The sequence below is a fragment of the Chryseobacterium sp. S90 genome (assembly GCF_047444895.1).
GTDB lineage: Bacteria > Bacteroidota > Bacteroidia > Flavobacteriales > Weeksellaceae > Chryseobacterium.
In genome coordinates this window covers 33,250-52,496 of the sequence record NZ_JBLGCX010000003.1, presented here as the reverse complement: position 1 = coordinate 52,496, position 19,247 = coordinate 33,250, and the positions used below count along the sequence as shown (strand labels likewise).

Below are 19,247 nucleotides of genomic sequence, written 5' to 3'. Positions count from 1 at the left end.
TTATCATTTTTTAATCTCCATCTGAGAACATTGAGTTCGCCAGAGAAGTTACGATTGACAATAATATACTGAAGATAAATGCCCACCAGAAACCATCTACCACCATACTATCAATGAAATAGTCTGCAATCAGGATAATTCCGGCATTGATTACCAAAGCAAAGAATCCTAAAGTAAGGATCGTTAATGGCAGACCAAACAGGCTTAAAATAGGCTTTACAAATATGTTAAGAACTCCAAGCACAATGGCAAAGATAATGGCTGAAGAAAATCCTTCAAAATGTACTCCCGGTAGAATTTTGGTTAAAAGGTAAGCAACAATTGCTGTGATAAATAGTCGGATAATTAAGTTCATTGTGATATTTTTTAATGTTTATGGGGGATATGGAGCAAAAGCCATTCCATTTCAAAAAAAAGAATTCCGTGAAACCCTCTATTTAAGGAATATTTTGCCTGTTACCTCCCCAAACCTGTTATTTTATTTTCATCATAGTGACCAATGAAGTCGCCACGTGACTTTCTGAGTCGGAATTTTCATTCTGAACATAGATTTCCGTTCTTACTACAATGATTTTCCCTCCGCCTTTGATGACATAGGATTTTGAAACCAAAGCATCTCCCATAGCAGGACGAAGGTAATTCACTTTCAATTCAACCGTTACCACATAACAGTCTTCCGGATAATGACTTACTGCTGCATACCCTGAAGAAACGTCTACCAGAGAAGCGATCATAGCCCCGTTGAACATTCCTGCTTTTCTGGTCATCATTTCCATTTTGGGAATCTTCATGGATATAAAATCAGTCTCTACTTCCAATAGTTCTGCTTTATAGAATTGCAAAGTTTCCGAGCGGCTGAAGCTGTCTGTGATGAGTTTTCTTTTCTCTGGTGTCATTATTTTTTGAATTTGTATGTAAAGGTAGAAATTGATTTAAAGATTAAAGAATTTTAAGATTAAAAATTTCCAGTGGCAGGAAGCTTTGAGAGTACTACTTCTGTTTGATTTCTACGTGAATATTGAAAACCTGTAAAGTTTGGTGGTGTGTGGTTTGTCCAGCAATAATTAAAATTTTTCAGTTCAAAAGATTAGCTTTGCAGGAAAGCTTTATGATGGGTTTAAAAAGGTTTTTCCAATTTTTAGGTTTAGTTGCATGCTCCAGTTTCCAGGCGCAGACTCTGCATTTGTATGGCGGTGCAGATCAGGATCAATATCTGGGATGTTTAAACTGTGATAACTTCGATAAGAATTCGATATGGAATAAATTTAGCGATTACGGAAATGCCTTCAGTTCAAAATCTATCTGGAACAGGTACGGAAATTATGGAAGTCCCCACAGCACCTACTCTCCATGGAATGAATATGGGGCTTATCCTCCGGCAATCGTTGATCAGGATGGAAATTCCTTTGGTTTTCTTACCGTAAATCCTTACAAATCTGAAAGATCTGAACTGGAATTGGCTGTGATTCTCTACAAGCATCATGAGGAGATTAAAAATGATGTTGGTGGCTGGTATGAGAAATTGTTTAGGTAAACCACCCTTCCGGAGGAGGGGAATTTTCACGTCTTCAGTTGAGATATTTATTGGAATAAAAGGTATGAAAAGTATAGGGCTGGATTCCTACGGAATGGCAAACTGTGTGGCTATGCGGAGCGGTATACTTTTATTCATTAAAAAGAAGAATGCAAAAGTATAGATATTTCATCTAAAATATAATAGAATATAATTTGCCATTTTAAAGAAAAAATTATTTAATTTTCCCGTGATTCATTTCAAAACGAAACCCTTCTATTATGCTGAATGATTACAAAAAATACGAATTATTTGGAAAGACCCTGATACAGAAGATTGATATGACGGGGCCATTCAGATATGATTTTCCGGTTTCGGAGCAGGCCTGTTTTCTGTATGTGACCAAAGGAGAATTTCAATATAAAACAGATGAACAGGAATTTGATGTTTCTGCCAACTATTCCCTGTTTCTGAACTGTATCAGCTCGGGAAAGCATATTCAAAATTCAAATTTAGAAAGTAACTGCCAGGTCGTCATTGTAACCTTCTACCCTGATATCCTGAAAAGAATTTACGACAGAGAATTTCCTTCCTTACTGCAGAGACCTGTAAACATGGTTTCAAATCAATCCAGTGAGAAAATAAATAATGATTTTCTGATTCAAAAATATGTAGAAGGACTGCTTTTTTACTTTGAAAATCCTTCGCTCATTAATGAAGATATATTAATTCTTAAGCTGAAAGAGATCATGTTATTGCTGGCTCAGTCACAGAATGCCAATACCATTCAATTGATTTTGTCTCAACTTTTCTCTCCTACAACTTATTCTTTTAAACAAATCATTGAAGCCAACTTATTTTCGCAACTCACCATTGAACAGCTTGCACAACAAAGTAATCTCAGTGTATCATCCTTCAAAAGGGAATTCGCAAAACTTTATGAGGATACTCCTGCCAATTATATAAGAAACAAAAAATTGGAAAAGGCCGCCGAAGTGCTTTTAATATCCGATGAACGGATTACTGATATCGCATTTGATTGCGGGTTTAATGATCTGGCAACTTTTACAAAAAATTTCAGCGATAAATTTCGCATTTCCCCTTCAGCTTATCGTCAGGAACGGAAAGAAAAATAATTGGAAAACTATTTTATACAAATTATGCATGCATTTCTTATCAATAAGAAGTGCGTTTTTTTGAACTAAAATCTCAAATTCTTGGACGAAATCACAAAATCATTCCTGTGTTTCTGCCGCAAATTTGTACCATCAGTTTCAGGGAATAAATTTTCTCTTCAGATGCCTTAAAAAGCAAAAAGAATTTGAAACTGAATGAGTATAAATTTTAAATAATAACAATATGAATCTATCAATTTTAGGAATTTTTCACACCATCATTGGTATAAGTGCTCTTGCCGGAGCAATGATCGGATTTATCAAATATGGTAAGATCAGCCTCGCTCGTCTATCCGGAAAAGTCTATTTTTATGCTACGCTCATCACGTCACTTTCTGCATTGGGTATCTCTAAAGCCGGAGGTTTTAATGCAGGACATGTGTTCTCATTATTTATCATTGTTTTGATATCTGTCGCCTATTTCCTGTTCTCAAGTAAAAAGGAAAGCAGGAGAGCCAGATATTTTGAGAATTTTTTGTTGTCATTCAGCTTTTTCCTGTCCCTTGTTCCAACGATTAATGAGACTTTTACAAGAGTTCCCATCGGACATCCTTTAGCTAAGGATATCAAAGATCCGATTATTGGTCAGACTCTTCTTGTTATTTTTCTGCTTTTTTTGATTGGATCAATCTTTCAGTTTATGAAGCAGAGAAAAGAGAATGTTGAAGTTTTAAGATAATAATGTGTATAGAAAAAGGTAAAAACCACCCCGTCAAAAATTCTCTGAATTTTCGCCACCCCTCCAGTGGAGGGGAATTTTTACGTCTTAATTAGAGATATTTGTATTATGATAAAGACTGTGAAAGTATAGAAAAATAGGTCTGGATTTCTACGGAATGATAATTACAACACTTGGTTTATCCGTACAGTTTGTCATTCCGTAGGAATCTATATATAGATTGGTTGGAAAACGCAAAGACGCAAATTTTTCCAAACTGTATGTTTTAAGTTTTAAGGCGCAAAGATTTTATCTTCGATAAAATATAATACTGTCTAAAATTGTATCGTCTGTATCTATGAAGTTCCAACCGTTATTTTATTATCTTTGAAAAAACAATGCTCGTATAGCGTACATTAAATGCTATCGCGTTTGACTGGCAGTCAAAAGGCCACGGGTTCGAATCCCGTATTCTCCACTTAATGATGATATTTGATTAGCTAAGTTGTGTCTGAAAATCGTCAGTCAAAGCCAAAATACCTTCTGCAACAGCTTCCGGATGGGTGGTAAAGCCTTTTAATTTTGAAGTTTTCCCTTTTAAAACAAGGTCTAAAAGCTGTTTATCTGATAATTTTTTACCGAAAATTTCAAAGGTAATTTTAAAGCCGCAGTTTTTGAAATCGGAACATCCTACTGCTGTTTTTCCTTTGATGAGGTTGTGTTCTTTACATTTCGGACATTTCGTTTCTTCCCATGACTGAAGTTCTTTTTTCTGTGCAGGCTCTCTTTTTTTCTTCTCCTTTACTTCTTCTTTTTCTTCTTCCTGAAGGGTAATCACTTTTCCTTTTCCGTACACTACTTTTTCGGTAAGTTCGGTAACCATCTGGATCAGTTCTTCTTTGAAAAGGTTGGCTTCATACTCCCCTTTTTCTATTCTACGAAGTTTTGATTCCCATTCACCAGTCAGTTCAGGACTTTTTAACAATTCATCCTCGATGGTATCAATCAACTGAATTCCGGTTTGGGTAGCGATGAGGTTTTTCCTTTTTTTCTCGATGTATTTTCTTTTGAAAAGGGTTTCAATGATGTTGGCGCGGGTGGATGGTCGTCCGATCCCGTTGTTCTTCAACATTTCACGCAGCTCTTCATCTTCAACCTGTTTTCCGGCTGTTTCCATTGCTCTCAGCAAGGTTGCTTCCGTGTAAGGTTTTGGAGGCGTGGTTTTTCCCTGATGAATCTTTGGATCGTGAGGTCCGGTTTCTCCCACAATAAATTCAGGAATGGTCTGTTCTTCTTCTTTTTCTTTGTCCTTATCTGTGTTTTCTTCTTTAGGCTCCTTAGCATAAACGGCTCTCCATCCTGCTTCAAGAACCTGTCTTCCGCTGGTTTTAAAAGGAATGGTTCCTACTTTTCCTTCTACCAACGTATTGGAAATTTTACACTCCGGATAGAATACAGCAATAAAACGTTTTGCAATCAGATCATAAATCAGCTTTTCTTCCCTGCTCAGATTTTGAGAAGGTGGAATTTCCGTAGGAATGATTGCATGGTGATCAGTTACTTTGGTATCGTCGAAAACAGCTTTTGATTTTGGAATCGGAGCTTCCAGCAACGGAGCAATCAGATCCTGATAAGGGTACATTTTATGAAGAATTCCTGTTATTTTCGGATATAAACTTTCGGATAGATAGGTGGTATCAACACGTGGATAGGTTACGTGCTTCTTTTCATAAAGACTTTGGATATAATTCAGGGTATTTTCCGCTGAATACCCGTATTTTTTGTTGGCTTCCACCTGAAGTCCGGTCAAGTCGAAAAGTCGTGGATTTTTTTCTTTTCCTTCTTTAATTTCGAAAGAAACGATCTCAAATGGATTTACTTTCAGGTATTCCAATCCTTTTTCAGCCCGTTCCAATGTTTTTAAACGGTCAATCGCCGCATTGAAAATAACATCACGGTATTTGGTCTTCAGTTCCCAATATTCTTCTGTGGTAAAGGCATCAATTTCTTTCTGACGCTGAACCAGCATAGCCAATGTTGGAGTCTGTACCCTTCCAATGGAAAGAACGGCTTTATTCCCACCAAATTTCTTGGTAAAAAGTCTGGTAGCATTGATTCCTAATAACCAGTCTCCTATGGCTCTGGCATTTCCCGCCAGATATAGATTTTTATAATCTTCTGCGGGTTTTAAACTTGCAAAGCCTTCTTTAATGGCATCTTCCGTCAATGAAGAAATCCATAAACGCTGAATGGGTTTGTTGCATTTTGCCTTCTGCAATACCCACCGTTGAATGAGTTCTCCCTCCTGCCCGGCATCCCCGCAGTTGATGACCTCATCACATTCTTCGACCAATTTTTCAATGACTTTAAACTGATTTTCAACGCCTTTATTCGGGATGAGCTTGATACCAAAACTGTTGGGAATAATTGGCAGTGAAAAAAGATTCCAGGATTTGAACTGTGGACCGTAATCGTGAGGTTCTTTCAGGGTACAAAGGTGTCCGAACGTCCATGTCACGCAATAGCCGTTCCCTTCCATATAGCCCTGTTTAGGCGTTGTAGCGCCCAATACTTTGGCGATATCTCTGGCAACACTGGGTTTCTCGGCAATACATAATTTCATGAACTCGGGTTTATTGAAGGAGTGCAAAAATCGGGATTTTTTTTGACATTGCAAATTGCTGTCTATAGTTACTTAATATCATTATTTCAATAATTAATTTTCACCCTTTTCCTGATAACTCATACTAATTCTTTAAAATACATTTTGGCTACTCCTTCTACGTAATTATTTTTTAATGATTTTACAATCTCTTCTTTAAGCTTTTTTGAATTTTTGAATTTTTCTATAAAATATTTTGTTCGTCCTCTTAAAATCCAATAAGAATTAAATTCTTTATAATCAAAATTATCTAAATCTGTTAACCAAATAAAATAAGCTTTCTCTCCTTTAAATATTTTATGTAATTGTGGCCTGATTTTTTGTATTAAATCTACTTTAAACTTGAAAGCAATATTAATAGCTTTCAATAAGTGAATATTTTCATATGATCTAAAATAAACTTTACTTTCATCAAAATTCGACATATCAGGAATGAGTGACAAAAAAGTATCAAACATTTCCATATCAAAATCAATGAGCTCATATAATACTGCTGTTTCAAATAAAAAGACATCAAAATTTTCATGTAATTTCTCAGTCAAAATTTTCTTTAAAGCCAATTTTGTATCATGATTTATTAATGTTAGAGAATAAACTAAATCATCAAAATATTCATGGCCCATTGCCAGTTGTGTAATTTCAGAAATATTAAATATATCTTTTATAAGTTGTTCAATTTCATCTGCTGAACATATTTTCACATACTTATCTAGTATATAGGTAAATCCTATTCCTTTATACTCCTTTAAAATAAATAAATCCAGTATTTTTTTAAGAGTTTTTTTATTTACATCTACCTTTTCAACAAAGAAATATAATCCATCATAAGGTATTAAATTAAGCTTTAAAAGCTTTTTAGAAGCTATTAAAATTTTTAAAATAAACTTTTCTTTTTCTTTATTTTCTATATCTATTATGCTTAAAATCATAACCAAATTATTAATTATTTTTTCTAACCTTAAAGGTTTAAAAATATCAATTTGGTCAGCAAGTTCATCATACGAAAATAAGAGGTTCTCTAATAATTCGTTTATTTTAAATAATACATTTTCATAAACCTTGAGATTAGATATTGCATATCTGTTGAAAAGATACTTTATAAACTCTTCATTAACATTAAAAATTAAAACCTTTATAGCATACCATTCAAATATTTCATATTTTTCAGAATTTGGATTTTTTAAAGAATAGAGAATAAATAAACTTTCTAAAACCTTTTTTGATATATCAATATATTCTTGGTAAGAGTTGAAAATTATAAAATTATGCTCTATATAAGAGTTAAATCTTAAAAAACTAGATTTTAGTTTATAATAAGAGTCAATTGACTGGCCTCCTCCATTACTATCTCTGTAATGTATTTTTTGGATTTCTAAAAAAAAATTATTTATTTTATTTTCAACATCATCATAAAACTGAATTTCTTTAATGTTCTTATAAATATCTACAAAATGAGGTGCGTTTTGCTTAATGAATCTTTCATCATCATCAAATTCCAAATCATTTATTTTTTCAAGTATCTTATTTTTATCATCACCATAATAAGACGACTTAATAAAACCTCTAAGTTTAATTAAATTATATTTTGAAATTGTATAATTTATTGGGTTAATTGTTTTATTTGCATCATTATAAACTTCTAAAAAAATTTTACTTGATTTAATATAGTCACCCATTAAGTAATAAGTATAACCTTTTCTCATTAAATCTTGTTTAGAATCAGATTTATGATCTCTTAAAAGCTCCTTAGCTCTTACAAAATTAAGATTTTCTAAATTACATCGCTCACAATCACATTTAGATGAATCATATAATTTATGTATGCAAATTTGATTTTTACTATTACTTCCTGACCATCTTATGTGTGATATTTTATTATATTGAAAAAAATTAATAACCTCTCTTAATTTATCACTCTCATATTCTAAATTTTCTGAAGACTCTAACTTATTTCTATTTATAACAATTGAATCCATAAAATCAAAAAACTTTTCATTATCTGTGTAAAAACCCCAGTCATTAAAAAATGTTTTGTCACTTCCTTTAAAAGGATATAGTTGAGATATTACATTTGTTGGTAATACTTTTATTCCCTCAAATAGTTTTAAAGTATGCAAAATCTCATTTAGAATATTACTATCAGTAATTTTTGTTTTTGAATAATCAGCAGTAATATCTTTTTTAACAATTCTTTTTTTCCGTATCTGATTATACTTTGCATAGTCTATTTGTTTAAATAATCTTTCAAAAGTATTTTCGCCTAGTAAATTATCTGCGGGAATATAGATTTGTATAAAACTATGTCCTTCTGCCTTTTGTTCCAACATTCTTTCTGGTAGCATTGGATCATTTTGAATATCATACCAATAAATATTTTTATTATTTATATCACACAAAGTAAATAATAATCCTTCTTCCAACTCATTATAAAAATATTCAGCATGTCTCAATGATATTGTAAAAGGAATTTTCCCAAAATGTTCATGAGATTTTGTTTTAATTTTTTTTATTTCTTTATCCGTACCTTTATTTTGATTATAGAATAAAAATAAGTGCTTAGGTTCTTGTGAAATAGTATCATCTAGAACCTCAAAAAAATAATCTATACCCATATCTTCATCCGCAGTTGATGGATTCTCTCCTAATCTCATATTTTTATTTAAAAACAATCGCCTTAGCTGACTAGTAAGTAATCCATTCGCTTCTTTTCTGATATATCTATTGTCTTTTTTCATCGCTATTAAGTAATTTTATAAATATAACAAAAAGCCCCCTTAAAAAAGGAGGCCGAATCAACAATACTAATGAAACTAGGTTCATTATTTCTTTTGAACTTCTGAAATGGCATCGGAAATTCCTCCGCCTGCGGTTTCAAAGAAGGCAGGACCAGCCAGAAGGTATACTTTTTCTAATTTTTTTGTAGTGGATAGTTTGTGTTCTTTCAGGTAATTTTCAGAACGGTTGGCGTGTACGATTCCTCTTACTACGTTTCCGGCTACCAAAGCAGTTGGAGAATCAATTCCTGCATCTTTCAGATCACTTGCGAAGGCAAAATTAGTAACACCTAATCTCATCGCTTCACGGGCAGCCACTTCTCCTACTGAAGTCATTAAATCAGGGGTAAACTTGTTACGGTCACCTAAACCGATCAACAATAATTTCTTTGCAGACATTGATCCGGCAGGAGGTGTAATCAAAAGGGTTTCTAAAGAATGTCCCTGGAACTGTCCTGCTTTTCTGATATTGGTCAGTTCACCTTTTAAAGCTTCATCCAAATGAACTAATCCATTCAGTTTTGCGGGTAAAGCCTGAGCATTAAAGATGTCTCCTTCTGTATATTCAAACACACAGGCTACCTGAAGCTGGGCATCAGCTGAGGAAGGTCCCTGTACCAATCCTACCATGGAGATTCCGTCTACAGTTCCCCATGTTTTAGAGGTTCCGATGGCAGTTGTCTTTGCGGGTGCTGTAGTAGTGGTTTGTGCAAAACTTAGTGTAGAGAATGCTAAAGCTGTGATTACTAATGAGTGTCTTAAGCTATTTTTTAGTGTATTTTTCATGAGATTTATTTTTTTGTTGTTGCTGGTTGCTGGTTATTTTTGTTGCTGGTTTTTGTTGACGCAAAGGCGCTAAGTTTTTTAAGGTTTATGTTTTTAAGGCGCAAGTCTCGTTGCTCCGGCTATTTCTTGTTTTTTCAAAGGTAGTTTCTGTGATGGATAGGTGCATTGATGTGGGGTAATTTTTGTTGTTGGGTTCGGGATGCGAGTTTTCGGGGTTCGAGCTGCGGGATATTCTGGCGGATATATGTATTTTTAAAATTTAAATACGATTCTGGAGTTGATAAAGAGTCCATCTTTATGGTTGTCTATCACTTCATTGATGAAGGTTCCTGTGTTAAAATACTGTATTCCTGTATTAAAGGTTAAAAACTTATTGATCTTATAATTAAAGCTTCCTAAGAAAGCAGTTCCTATGTATCTCTTTTTTGAGTTTGAGGATGGTAGGTTTAATGTTCCGCTCGGTCTGTAAATCCCGTCCTGGGTAGAATATCTCCAGTTGAAAACGACATCTGCCTGTACGGTTATTTTTTCACTCAAATCTACGGTTGCATAGGGATGAATATCAATTAAATTCACCGGGCCGATCTGAGGATTGAATCCAAAATACCCTCCTTTCGGATACAGAGGATTGAATGTTCCCAGTTTTCCGTCTCCTTTATTGCTGTCACCTGAGATATAATCGTTTCTAAGGTTGATGGTTGGCTTTCCTTTTACATTTTCAAACATATATCCGATGTCTGCAGAAGCCGTCCATGCGCTGATATTTCCTTTATTAAAGTTACCGAACTGATAAGCAGCTTCAAAATTGTAGATAAAACCACCACCATATCTCCAGAATCTTCCTCCTAAAGTATGTCTGTTTTCATCAGAAACTCCATCTTCAAAACGTACATCTTTTCTGTGAATTCCTAAATAATACAACTCAAGGTTTCCGCTTCTGGGAATAATCAAGGTGTTGTAACTTCCCCAAAGGTTGATGGATTTTGAGGATTTATTGTCAAATGCTCCGGGACTGATTTCACTGGCAGCCATCATAAAGGCATCTGATCTGAAGTTTCCTCTTTTGTACATGAATTTCAATCCGTCAAAATAGAGTCTTAAATTGGGACCTTCTCTTACCGAGATCAGCCTTCCGCTTCCATAATCAAGTTCCTGTCTTCCTGCACGCACTGTCAGTTTTTCTTTGTCACTTTTCAGGATATCAACATCAATGAAGAGATTCTGAATATTCAAATGATCTTCATCAATCGGTCTTGGGCCGTTCTTTCTTCCGTTTTCCCAGGCACTTCTCAACTGTCCGAAAATTCTTACCCGTGAGCCCAGATGCAAATCTGCATGTACATTGTATCTTTGAATCAGAAAAGGATTACTTCCAATGTCCATTCTCCCCCAATCTTCATTATTAAAATCTACAAATTCCAGTCTTGCTTCTCCTCCCACCGACAGATAATTGTTATTTTTTTCGGCAAGCGGAATATATTTTATGGAATTATAAAAAGTCTTTGCAGAGTCTTTGTATGCAGCATAATCTTCATCAAACCTCATCAGTTTGAACTGGGCAGAAAGCTGGGCTGGAATAAAAATCTGCAACAAAAGCGCAATGGCAATCAGTTTTTTCATGATTATTTCTTGGTTAAAAAATTATCAACTGAGTATTTCCCAGCCCCCATAAACAGTAAAAACAGATAACATAAGCTATACATAAAAGGAGTATCTTTTACCAGTAATGCATCATTCCAATGGAGAATAAAATATCCTGTAAGCGTTACAGCCAAAATGGGTAATACTGCTATTCTCGTGAAAAAACCAAAGATCACAAATACCGGAAATACCAGATTGGCCGCATCAGCAAAAAGACTGTTGAAAGCTTCCGGAAGATGCAATGGATTCGGAACCTGCTCTGCTTCTGAAACACCTATTCCTAATTTTTTTAATCCGTGGGCTACGATTAATTCTACAGAAAGTAAGATTCTGAAAACTAAAAGCGTGATGTCTGTTAATTTTCCTGGCGGATTGGTATTGGTGATGATGTGGATTAGCTTTTTCATGATGTGAATACTATTTAACTTGGATTGTACTGAGTTTGGTGACTGTTTTAATAATGGGCTGACCACCCCGTCAAAAATTCTTTGAATTTTCGCCACCCCTCCGGAGGAGGGGAATTTTTGCTCCTTCAGTTGAAGTATCTGTGGCTTTTGTGGTTTACATTATTTGGTTTGATAGCCTCCGTAATATTTTACCGGTGACCAGTCCGGGATTACGGGAAGAGGTGCGGGAGCAACGGTTTTGTAAGTATCGTCTCCATACACTACTTTTCCGTCTACAATGGTCAGTTTTGAAGTGATGTTTTTAATTTCTTCATCATTGACCGTGAAATAATCTTTGTCCAAAATGGTAAGGTCTGCAAAATATCCCTTCTGTATTTTCCCTTTCTGATAGTCTTTTATTAATTCGTATCCGCCATAGGTAGAAAGTGATAAAGCTGTTTTCCTGTCTAAGGTATTTTCTTTGCCCATTGTCTGGTTTCCTCCGATTGTTTTTCCTGTTGTGATCCAGTATAAAGCAACCCATGGATTGTAGCTTGCTACTCTGGTTCCGTCTGTTCCCAATCCTACGGAAATTCCCATTTCGAGCATTTTTTTCACTGGTGGAGAAGCTAAAGCTGGCTTTTTACCATATCTGTGGATGAAACTTTCGCCCTGATAAGCCATTCTGTGCTGTATGGCAATTCCACCACCCATTGCTTTTATTCTTTTCATATTGTCTTCAGTAACGGTTTCGGCATGATCAATAAACCAGACTAGTCCGTTCAAAGGGGTTTCTTTGTTGACCTCTTCAATGACATTTAAAAATCTTGTGATACTTTCATTATAAGTAGCGTGAATTCTGAAAGGCCATTTATTTTTAACCAAAAGACTTACTACTTCTTTCATATTTTTTTCCATGGTTGCAGGAAGTTCCGGTCTTGGGAAAAGAAAATTTTCAAAATCGGCTCCATCAGACACCAGGTTTTCCCCGCCTCCGTTGACATGATAATCTATTTCGTTGAAATCGTTGTGGCCATGATCGTCAATCTCTACCATTCCAATCCATTTGGTGTAATCTGCCAGCTCAGATCCTTTCTTCTGAGCAAATAAATAGTAAGGTAAACGAACGGTAATTTTTCCTTCTTTGTTCAGCTTGTCTGTCGTTCCATAATCATCAGGGAAATTCTGGAATCCTCCTCCTGCATCCATTACAGCCGTTACACCCAATCTGTTCAGTTCCGTCATATACTGAAGGGTAGAATTTACTTTTTCTTCTTCTTTCAACTCCGGCAGTTTTGCCAATGTTGAATAAAGAATAAATGCGTTAGGTTCTGCCACCAGCAAACCTGTAGGGTCTCCGTTGTTGTCTTTCTCAATTAAACCTTGTGCAGGATTAGGCGTTTCTCCGTTGATATTGAGTTCTTTTAATCCGGCTTTATTTAACCATGCTTTTCCGTAAAGGTACATGATGAAAGTGGGTACATTTCCTGTTGCTTCATTTATTTCAGCCAGGGTAGGAAGTCTTTTTTCTTCAAACTGATATTCATTCCAGCCTCCAATCACTCTTACCCATTGTCCTTTTGGGGTTCTCTGAGCCTGTTCTTTCAGCATTTCCAAGGCTCTTTTTAAAGATTTCACTCCATCCCAGCGAAGTTCCGTATTATAAAATCTACCACCGCGAATCACATGCAGGTGACTGTCAAACAATCCAGGGATCACTCTGTTTCCTTTGGCATCAATGACTTTTGTATTGCTGCTTTTTAATTTTAAAATCTGGGCGTTCGTTCCGGTTTGTAAGATTTTGTGGTCTTTTATAGCTACAGCCTGTACTTCGGGATTTTTATCATCCATTGTTGTGATCTTCCCGTTGGTAATAATCATGTCTGCTTTTTGAGCGTTCAGGATTCCTGTCCCTAAAACTGTTGAAAGTATAAGTGTATTCAGTAATTTCATTATTTCAATATTTAAGTTTGAAGATTTCGGCAGGCTTTCAGCCTGCCGAAACAGACCATTAGTGTTTTAACATTTCCTGAGCGTACTGAATTCCGATACCGTAAGCTCCACCGTGTTTTTTCATCAGATCATTAACCGGTTTGTAAGTTTCTTTTCTTGCCCAGTCTCTCTGAAGTTCCAATACATACTGAACAGAAGTAATAGGATGTGCTCCTGCCTGTACCATACGGGTAATTGACTGATCGTGAGCTTCTTTAGAAATATCACCTGAAGCATCTGTTACCACATATACATCATAACCTTCGTCAATAGCTGATAATACTGGTCCTACGATACATACGCTTGTCCATAATCCGGCGAAAACCAATTTCTTTTTATTCTTTCCTGTGATAGCTTTGTGAGCGTTAAGATCTTCCCAGGTATTCATCGTAGTTCTGTCTACATATCCGCTTGTTGCTTGAGGGTATACTTCTGAAATTTCAGGGAAAACAGGTCCGCTGAATGATTTTTCTGCTACTGTTGTTACTACTGTAGGAACATTAAAAATCTTTGATCCTCCGGCTACAAGTGCCACATTGTTTCTTAATTCTTCCATACTGATACTTTTTGTTGCAAAAGCCATCTGTCCTTCATGGTCTATCAGTACCACAGCATGATTGGTAGGATTTAATAATGATTTTCCAGGGTTTTGCGCTGACGCAGTTAAGGATAATAAGCCTGCTGCAAATGATAGGATTAATTTTTTCATAATGATTTAATTTAAGGGTTGTTATTTCTGTTTAATTTTTATTATAGTGTCATTGGTACGTCCATTACAAGGATTTCTGTACCTTCTTTTAGTGCTTTGATATTGATATTCTGAATATCCCATACTCCGAATCCATCACGTTCTTCCAAAATCTCTCCGCCTATTTCGGCGCTTCCTTTCAGAATGAAAACATAAATTCCGTTTCCTTTTTTCTTAATCTGGTAAGGTATTTCTGTATTCTGATCAAACGTTCCCAGATGAAACCAGGCATCCTGGTGAATCCATACTCCTTCGTCATCCGCATTGGGGGAAAGGATCTGCTGAAATTGATTATGTCCTTTCGTTTTGTCTAAAGTAATCTGATCATATCTTGGCGTAACATTTCTTTTTTTCGGGTAGATCCAGATTTGAAGGAATTTTACAAGCTTATCACTGTTTTTGTTGAATTCGCTGTGCATGATTCCTGTTCCTGCACTCATCACCTGGATGTCTCCGCTTCTGATTACTGCCGTATTTCCCATGCTGTCTTTATGTTCAAGGTCGCCTTCCAAAGGAATACTGATGATCTCCATATTGTCATGAGGATGTGTTCCAAAACCTCTTCCTGCTTCCACTTTATCGTCATTCAGAACTCTCAGTACTCCGAAGTGCATTCTTTCAGGATTGTAATAATTGGCAAAGCTGAAAGTGTGCTGGCTCAACAGCCATCCGTGGTCTGCTTTTCCTCTTGAGTCTGCTCTGTGGATGACAGAGTTTTCTTTTATTTTTGATTCTGTATTGGGAAGATGATTATATCCGATTGGTTCTAATGGTTCAATCTCATCGATCTCATTTTTCATAGTGTTCGCCAGAGAAGCTGATGCTACAAACATTCCTGTTCCCAATAATCCTTTCTTTAAAAAATCTTTTCTGTCCATATCAGATTGTTATTTGTTCTTGTTTGATAGGACAAATTTAGAGAGACCGGAAACCCTGCACATTTAACTAGTTTAATAAATGAGTTTACAGCAAAAAAAAAATACCGGATACCTTTGTATCCGGCAGTATGATGATATTTAAAGTTCCTGGGAAGTCTAGAGTATTTGATAATAACCCTGTTTAGATTCCTACGGAATGACAAACTGTATGGAGAGAGAAAGCGTACTATTTGTCATTCCGTAGGAATCTCACTTTCTTATCAGTATTAATTATTGAGTTGATAAAATAAAGGAAAGGAGTCTTAAAATCTGAAAGATTATTTCTCTTTTGAAGCAAGGCGCTTTCTGATGGTGCTTACAAACTCTTTTGAAACACCAAGATAGGAAGCAATGTAATACTGTGCTACTCTTTGCGGGATTGAAGGATATACTTTGATGAATTCAAGGTACCTGTCTGATGCGGTCTTGGAAATGGTATTTACCAAACGGCTCTGCAATGTTGCCAGATTCCTCTGAACCAGCATTCTGAAAACTCTTTCCAATTTTGGAATTTCCTGCAGCAGTTTTTCTTTGGTTGCAGGATTCAGCATATAGATTTCCGAATCTTCCAGCGTTTCAATATAAACTTTTGAAGGTTTCTGCTCCTGAAATGAGGCAATATCGCTGATCCACCAGTCTTCAATGGCAAACAGCAGCGTAACTTCGGAACCATTATCATCCAAACAATACATTCTTATACATCCTTTGTGAATATAGCCTTCAAACTGACAGATCTCACCTTCCCTCAGCAAAACTGTTTTTTTAGGGAAAGACTGGCAGGCAAGCAGATCAGTAAACGTCTTTTCTTCTTCGGGGGTGATTGAGATAAATCGTGTAATGTTTTTAATGATATTTTCAAACATAATGTCAGGTTTATTCCTGCAAATTAGGAAAAAGACTGTAAACTTCATTCTTTAAAAGCCCACTTCCTCCTCCGTAATGATCAATCACTTTAACATCTTTATCTAATCCTGAGCAAAATATTTTAATATCTTTTTCAAAATCTTCCTCAAGCCCGGAACTTAAAAGAACAATATCTACAATGTTCTCTTTTATATATTCGTAGCAGAAATTTTCATCGCTTTGTATTTCGGCAGTCCAACCTTCGTTATTTTCTATAATTCTTTTTAAAGTATCGAGAATTTCCTGATTCTTTCCAATGACTAAAAAATGTAATGTTTTCATTTTGTTCAATATTTATATTGTTTGTGTAAAGGCTAAAATGAAGAAATGACAAAGAGGGGGAATAAACAAAATAATAAATCTCTTAAATTCTCCAATTAAAAATCCAGAATTCTTTTCCAATAACTAAATACAATATTTAGATTCCTGCGGAATGACACGGTGTATGGATAGATAAGGTGCTTAGCTTGTCCATTCCGCAGGAATCTACACTCTTACAATCTCAAACGCACTCTCACTCAAATTCTCCCACTCAACACCCCAAATCTCACACCTCACACCCTTTCAAACTCGCCCACCCAAAACTCGAAACCCGCATCTCGCTCCCTCTACAAATGTTTATTCCCTGTAATTTTTAATTCGTTCAGGTCTAATTGGGATTCTGCTTTTCTTATTTCATCTTCACTGAAGCGTTTTTCACGTTTCATCTGGAACAGTTCTTTTCTCTGCAGGGCAAATATATCCAGCATTACATTGTGATATTCTGCCATATCGTTTCGTCTGTTGGTACACATTTCCAGAGAACTTAAATGATTCTGATGAAGTTGGATATCGGTTTCCAAAGCTTTTTTAAAATTCTCAAGCAGACTATTTCTGTTCACCAATTCATTATATTCTTTATTAAGTTTTTGGACGGCAAGCTTATCCAGTCTCATTTGAATTCCGGCCTGCTGTTCATGAGAAGGAAGAATAGGATCAATCTCTTCAATTTTTGTCAGCCTGATCACCAAAGGGAGTGTCAATCCCTGAAATACCAATGTTACAAAAATGACTACAAATGTGATAAAAATAATCAGGTTTCTCATGGGAAATTCGGCCTGACTGTTCATCATTACCGGAATAGACAGAGCTGTAGCTAAAGAAACAACTCCTCTCATTCCTGCCCATCCTATAATCAAAGGATTTTTCCATCCCGGACTCGGATCACGGCGGGCTTTTTCACTCAGCCATCTTGGAATATGAGCTACAGGATAAATCCATAACAAACGTACTACAATGACGATCAAACTTATAATTAAACCATATTTGATACCTTCCATTAATGAAACTTCTCCCAATCCATTGATAATATCCGGAAGTTCCAGCCCTATTAATACAAAAACCAAAGCGTTCATTACAAAGATCAGGGTATTCCAGACTCCTGTCATATTGATTCTTGTGGTTCCTGTTTTAAAAATTTCATGAGCACGGAATGACATAAATAAACCTCCGCTCACCACAGCCATAACTCCTGAAAAATGAAAATGTTCTGCAGAAAGAAACAGAATATAAGGTGTAATTACTGTAATGGCAGCATCAATGGCAGGTGTAGTAGGTAAAAACCGGTGAATGGCATAAAAAACATGAGCCCCTGCAATTCCTATTACAATTCCCATTCCTGCTACCAGGAAAAACTGTCCTGTTGCTTCATGCATTGAGAAAGCTCCTGTCATTACCGCAGCCAAAGCAAATCTGAAAACAATCAGTGAAGAAGCATCATTAATCAGACTTTCACCTTCCAGTATTGCAAGAGTACGTTTTGGAACTTTTAATCCTTTTAAAACCGTTGTGGCAGCAACTGCATCCGGTGGTGAAACAATTCCTCCCAATAAAAAACCCAATGCCAGGGTAAATCCGGGAATCAACATCTGTGAAGTATAGGCAACCACCAGCGAGGTCAGAAATACCAGACCAAAAGCCAGCAGACTGATGGGACGTTTCCATTTCCAGAAATCATTCCATGAAGTATACCAGGCTGCTTCGTACAGAAGTGGAGGTAAAAAAATTAAAAATATAATCTCTGGATCCAGCTTTAAAACAGGAACTCCCGGAATAAAACTAATTCCTAATCCGGCAAGCACCAGAAAAATAGGATAAGCAATCTTAATCCGTTGCGCCAGCATGACCAGCATCATGACGAGTAATAAAAGTCCCAGTATTAAAAGTAGTTGTTCGTGCATAGTTTTTCAGAAGTTTGATTTCAGATTCTGGTTATCTAGGTTTTGGCTAAAGCCAGTGGTATATTTATTTTTTAAAGGTGGGCTAAAGCTCACTGCTATTGAATGTTTATTAATTCATTTAGATTCCTACAGAATGACAAATATTACGCTTTATCTATCCGTACACTTTGTCATTCCGAAGGAATCTCACCATTACTTAAACACTTTAAGCATTATTAAAAATTATAAATAATTCAAAATTAAAATACTTATTTAAATAGTATTGAGTTAGCCAATTCCATTTCTTCCTCATTAATAGAATGTCCGAAATTGGCATATACTTTTTCTGTTACCTCAGCGTTCATTTCTCTTAAAATATTGGCTGTAGCGTATACTCTTTCTACAGGAACGTGAAAATCAGGATTGCTGGTTCCCAGAAAAACAGGGGTTCCGGCAAAATCTCCTTTATAGTTTTCACGATTGATCTTATCACCTATCACTCCACCAATAATAGCTGCTGCTCCACCGAACTTCTGAGCATTACGGGCCAGAAATTCAAGGGTAAGACAGGCGCCCTGAGAAAATCCGAAAAAGTATATATTTTCTGGTTTAATTCCTGCGTTTACAGCTGCTTTTACTGTTTCTTCAACCATTTCAATGGCTGATGACAACCATGGTTCGTTTTGTTCTACCGGGGCTATAAATGAAAAAGGATACCAGGTGTGATTCAAAGCTTGCGGGGCTAATAAAGCATAGTCTTTTACATTTAAATGTTGAGATAAACTCAGAATATCCTGAGCGCTTCCTCCACGTCCATGAATCATAATCAAAGCTTTTTCTGCCTGATTCAATGGAATTCCTGCTGTTTTTATATTTAAAATATGACTCATTATT

The 19,247-nt window shown here is 35.8% G+C and carries 17 protein-coding genes and 1 tRNA gene; 4 read left to right on the top strand and 14 right to left on the bottom strand.

Annotated features, from left to right (window positions below; translation table 11 throughout):
• Positions 1 to 10: 10 nt before the first annotated feature.
• The gene (locus ACLMCG_RS10220; protein WP_047388083.1) at positions 11 to 355 is read right to left on the bottom strand and encodes a phage holin family protein; all 345 of its coding nucleotides are present in this window, start codon (positions 353 to 355) and stop codon (positions 11 to 13) included.
• Between the two features lie 118 nt (positions 356 to 473).
• Positions 474 to 896, bottom strand: coding sequence for a PaaI family thioesterase (locus ACLMCG_RS10215; RefSeq protein ID WP_413959453.1), 423 nt, complete (start codon positions 894 to 896; stop codon positions 474 to 476).
• 212 nt (positions 897 to 1,108) lie between these two features.
• Here ACLMCG_RS10215 and ACLMCG_RS10210 point away from each other — a divergent pair, with 212 nt between their 5' ends.
• The 4 genes from ACLMCG_RS10210 to ACLMCG_RS10195 all read left to right on the top strand — a co-directional run bounded on the left by ACLMCG_RS10210 (position 1,109) and on the right by ACLMCG_RS10195 (position 3,824).
• The gene (locus ACLMCG_RS10210) at positions 1,109 to 1,534 is read left to right on the top strand and encodes a hypothetical protein (protein ID WP_413959452.1); all 426 of its coding nucleotides are present in this window, start codon (positions 1,109 to 1,111) and stop codon (positions 1,532 to 1,534) included.
• A gap of 260 nt (positions 1,535 to 1,794) precedes the next feature.
• The gene (locus ACLMCG_RS10205) at positions 1,795 to 2,649 is read left to right on the top strand and encodes a helix-turn-helix domain-containing protein (protein WP_413959451.1); all 855 of its coding nucleotides are present in this window, start codon (positions 1,795 to 1,797) and stop codon (positions 2,647 to 2,649) included.
• A gap of 223 nt (positions 2,650 to 2,872) precedes the next feature.
• Positions 2,873 to 3,367 carry a hypothetical protein gene (locus ACLMCG_RS10200; RefSeq protein WP_413959450.1) on the top strand — a complete coding sequence of 165 codons (495 nt, stop codon included), beginning with the start codon at positions 2,873 to 2,875 and terminating at the stop codon, positions 3,365 to 3,367.
• Positions 3,368 to 3,754: 387 nt separating this feature from the next.
• A tRNA-Ala gene (locus tag ACLMCG_RS10195) sits at positions 3,755 to 3,824 on the top strand.
• Between the two features lie 18 nt (positions 3,825 to 3,842).
• On the opposite strand, the gene ACLMCG_RS10190 is transcribed toward ACLMCG_RS10195, so the two are convergent.
• The 12 genes from ACLMCG_RS10190 to ACLMCG_RS10135 form a co-directional block, all read right to left on the bottom strand.
• Complete coding sequence (locus ACLMCG_RS10190) at positions 3,843 to 5,969, bottom strand: DNA topoisomerase 3 (RefSeq protein ID WP_413959449.1); 2,127 nt, start codon at positions 5,967 to 5,969, stop codon at positions 3,843 to 3,845.
• A gap of 119 nt (positions 5,970 to 6,088) precedes the next feature.
• Entirely contained in the window at positions 6,089 to 8,743 is a 2,655-nt protein-coding gene (locus tag ACLMCG_RS10185; protein WP_413959448.1) for a hypothetical protein, read from the bottom strand.
• 84 nt (positions 8,744 to 8,827) lie between these two features.
• Positions 8,828 to 9,568: a M17 family peptidase N-terminal domain-containing protein gene (locus ACLMCG_RS10180; RefSeq protein WP_413959447.1), complete on the bottom strand. Its 741-nt coding sequence runs from the start codon at positions 9,566 to 9,568 to the stop codon at positions 8,828 to 8,830.
• Positions 9,569 to 9,820: 252 nt separating this feature from the next.
• Positions 9,821 to 11,188, bottom strand: coding sequence for an alginate export family protein (locus tag ACLMCG_RS10175; protein ID WP_413959446.1), 1,368 nt, complete (start codon positions 11,186 to 11,188; stop codon positions 9,821 to 9,823).
• A gap of 2 nt (positions 11,189 to 11,190) precedes the next feature.
• Positions 11,191 to 11,616: a DoxX family protein gene (locus tag ACLMCG_RS10170; RefSeq protein WP_413959445.1), complete on the bottom strand. Its 426-nt coding sequence runs from the start codon at positions 11,614 to 11,616 to the stop codon at positions 11,191 to 11,193.
• A gap of 159 nt (positions 11,617 to 11,775) precedes the next feature.
• A complete protein-coding gene (locus ACLMCG_RS10165; RefSeq protein WP_413959444.1) occupies positions 11,776 to 13,548 on the bottom strand; it encodes an amidohydrolase in 1,773 nt (590 codons plus the stop codon).
• Positions 13,549 to 13,606: 58 nt separating this feature from the next.
• Positions 13,607 to 14,296, bottom strand: a complete 690-nt coding sequence (locus ACLMCG_RS10160; protein ID WP_413959443.1) for a hydrolase — start codon at positions 14,294 to 14,296, stop codon at positions 13,607 to 13,609.
• 41 nt (positions 14,297 to 14,337) lie between these two features.
• Positions 14,338 to 15,213, bottom strand: a complete 876-nt coding sequence (locus tag ACLMCG_RS10155) for a pirin family protein (RefSeq protein WP_413959442.1) — start codon at positions 15,211 to 15,213, stop codon at positions 14,338 to 14,340.
• 317 nt (positions 15,214 to 15,530) lie between these two features.
• Positions 15,531 to 16,115, bottom strand: a complete 585-nt coding sequence (locus ACLMCG_RS10150; RefSeq protein ID WP_413959441.1) for a Crp/Fnr family transcriptional regulator — start codon at positions 16,113 to 16,115, stop codon at positions 15,531 to 15,533.
• Between the two features lie 10 nt (positions 16,116 to 16,125).
• Positions 16,126 to 16,437, bottom strand: a complete 312-nt coding sequence (locus ACLMCG_RS10145; RefSeq protein WP_413959440.1) for a hypothetical protein — start codon at positions 16,435 to 16,437, stop codon at positions 16,126 to 16,128.
• A gap of 326 nt (positions 16,438 to 16,763) precedes the next feature.
• Complete coding sequence (locus ACLMCG_RS10140; protein WP_413959439.1) at positions 16,764 to 18,374, bottom strand: Na+/H+ antiporter; 1,611 nt, start codon at positions 18,372 to 18,374, stop codon at positions 16,764 to 16,766.
• Positions 18,375 to 18,622: 248 nt separating this feature from the next.
• Positions 18,623 to 19,243, bottom strand: a complete 621-nt coding sequence (locus ACLMCG_RS10135; protein WP_223599470.1) for an alpha/beta hydrolase — start codon at positions 19,241 to 19,243, stop codon at positions 18,623 to 18,625.
• Between the last annotated feature and the right edge of the window lie 4 nt (positions 19,244 to 19,247).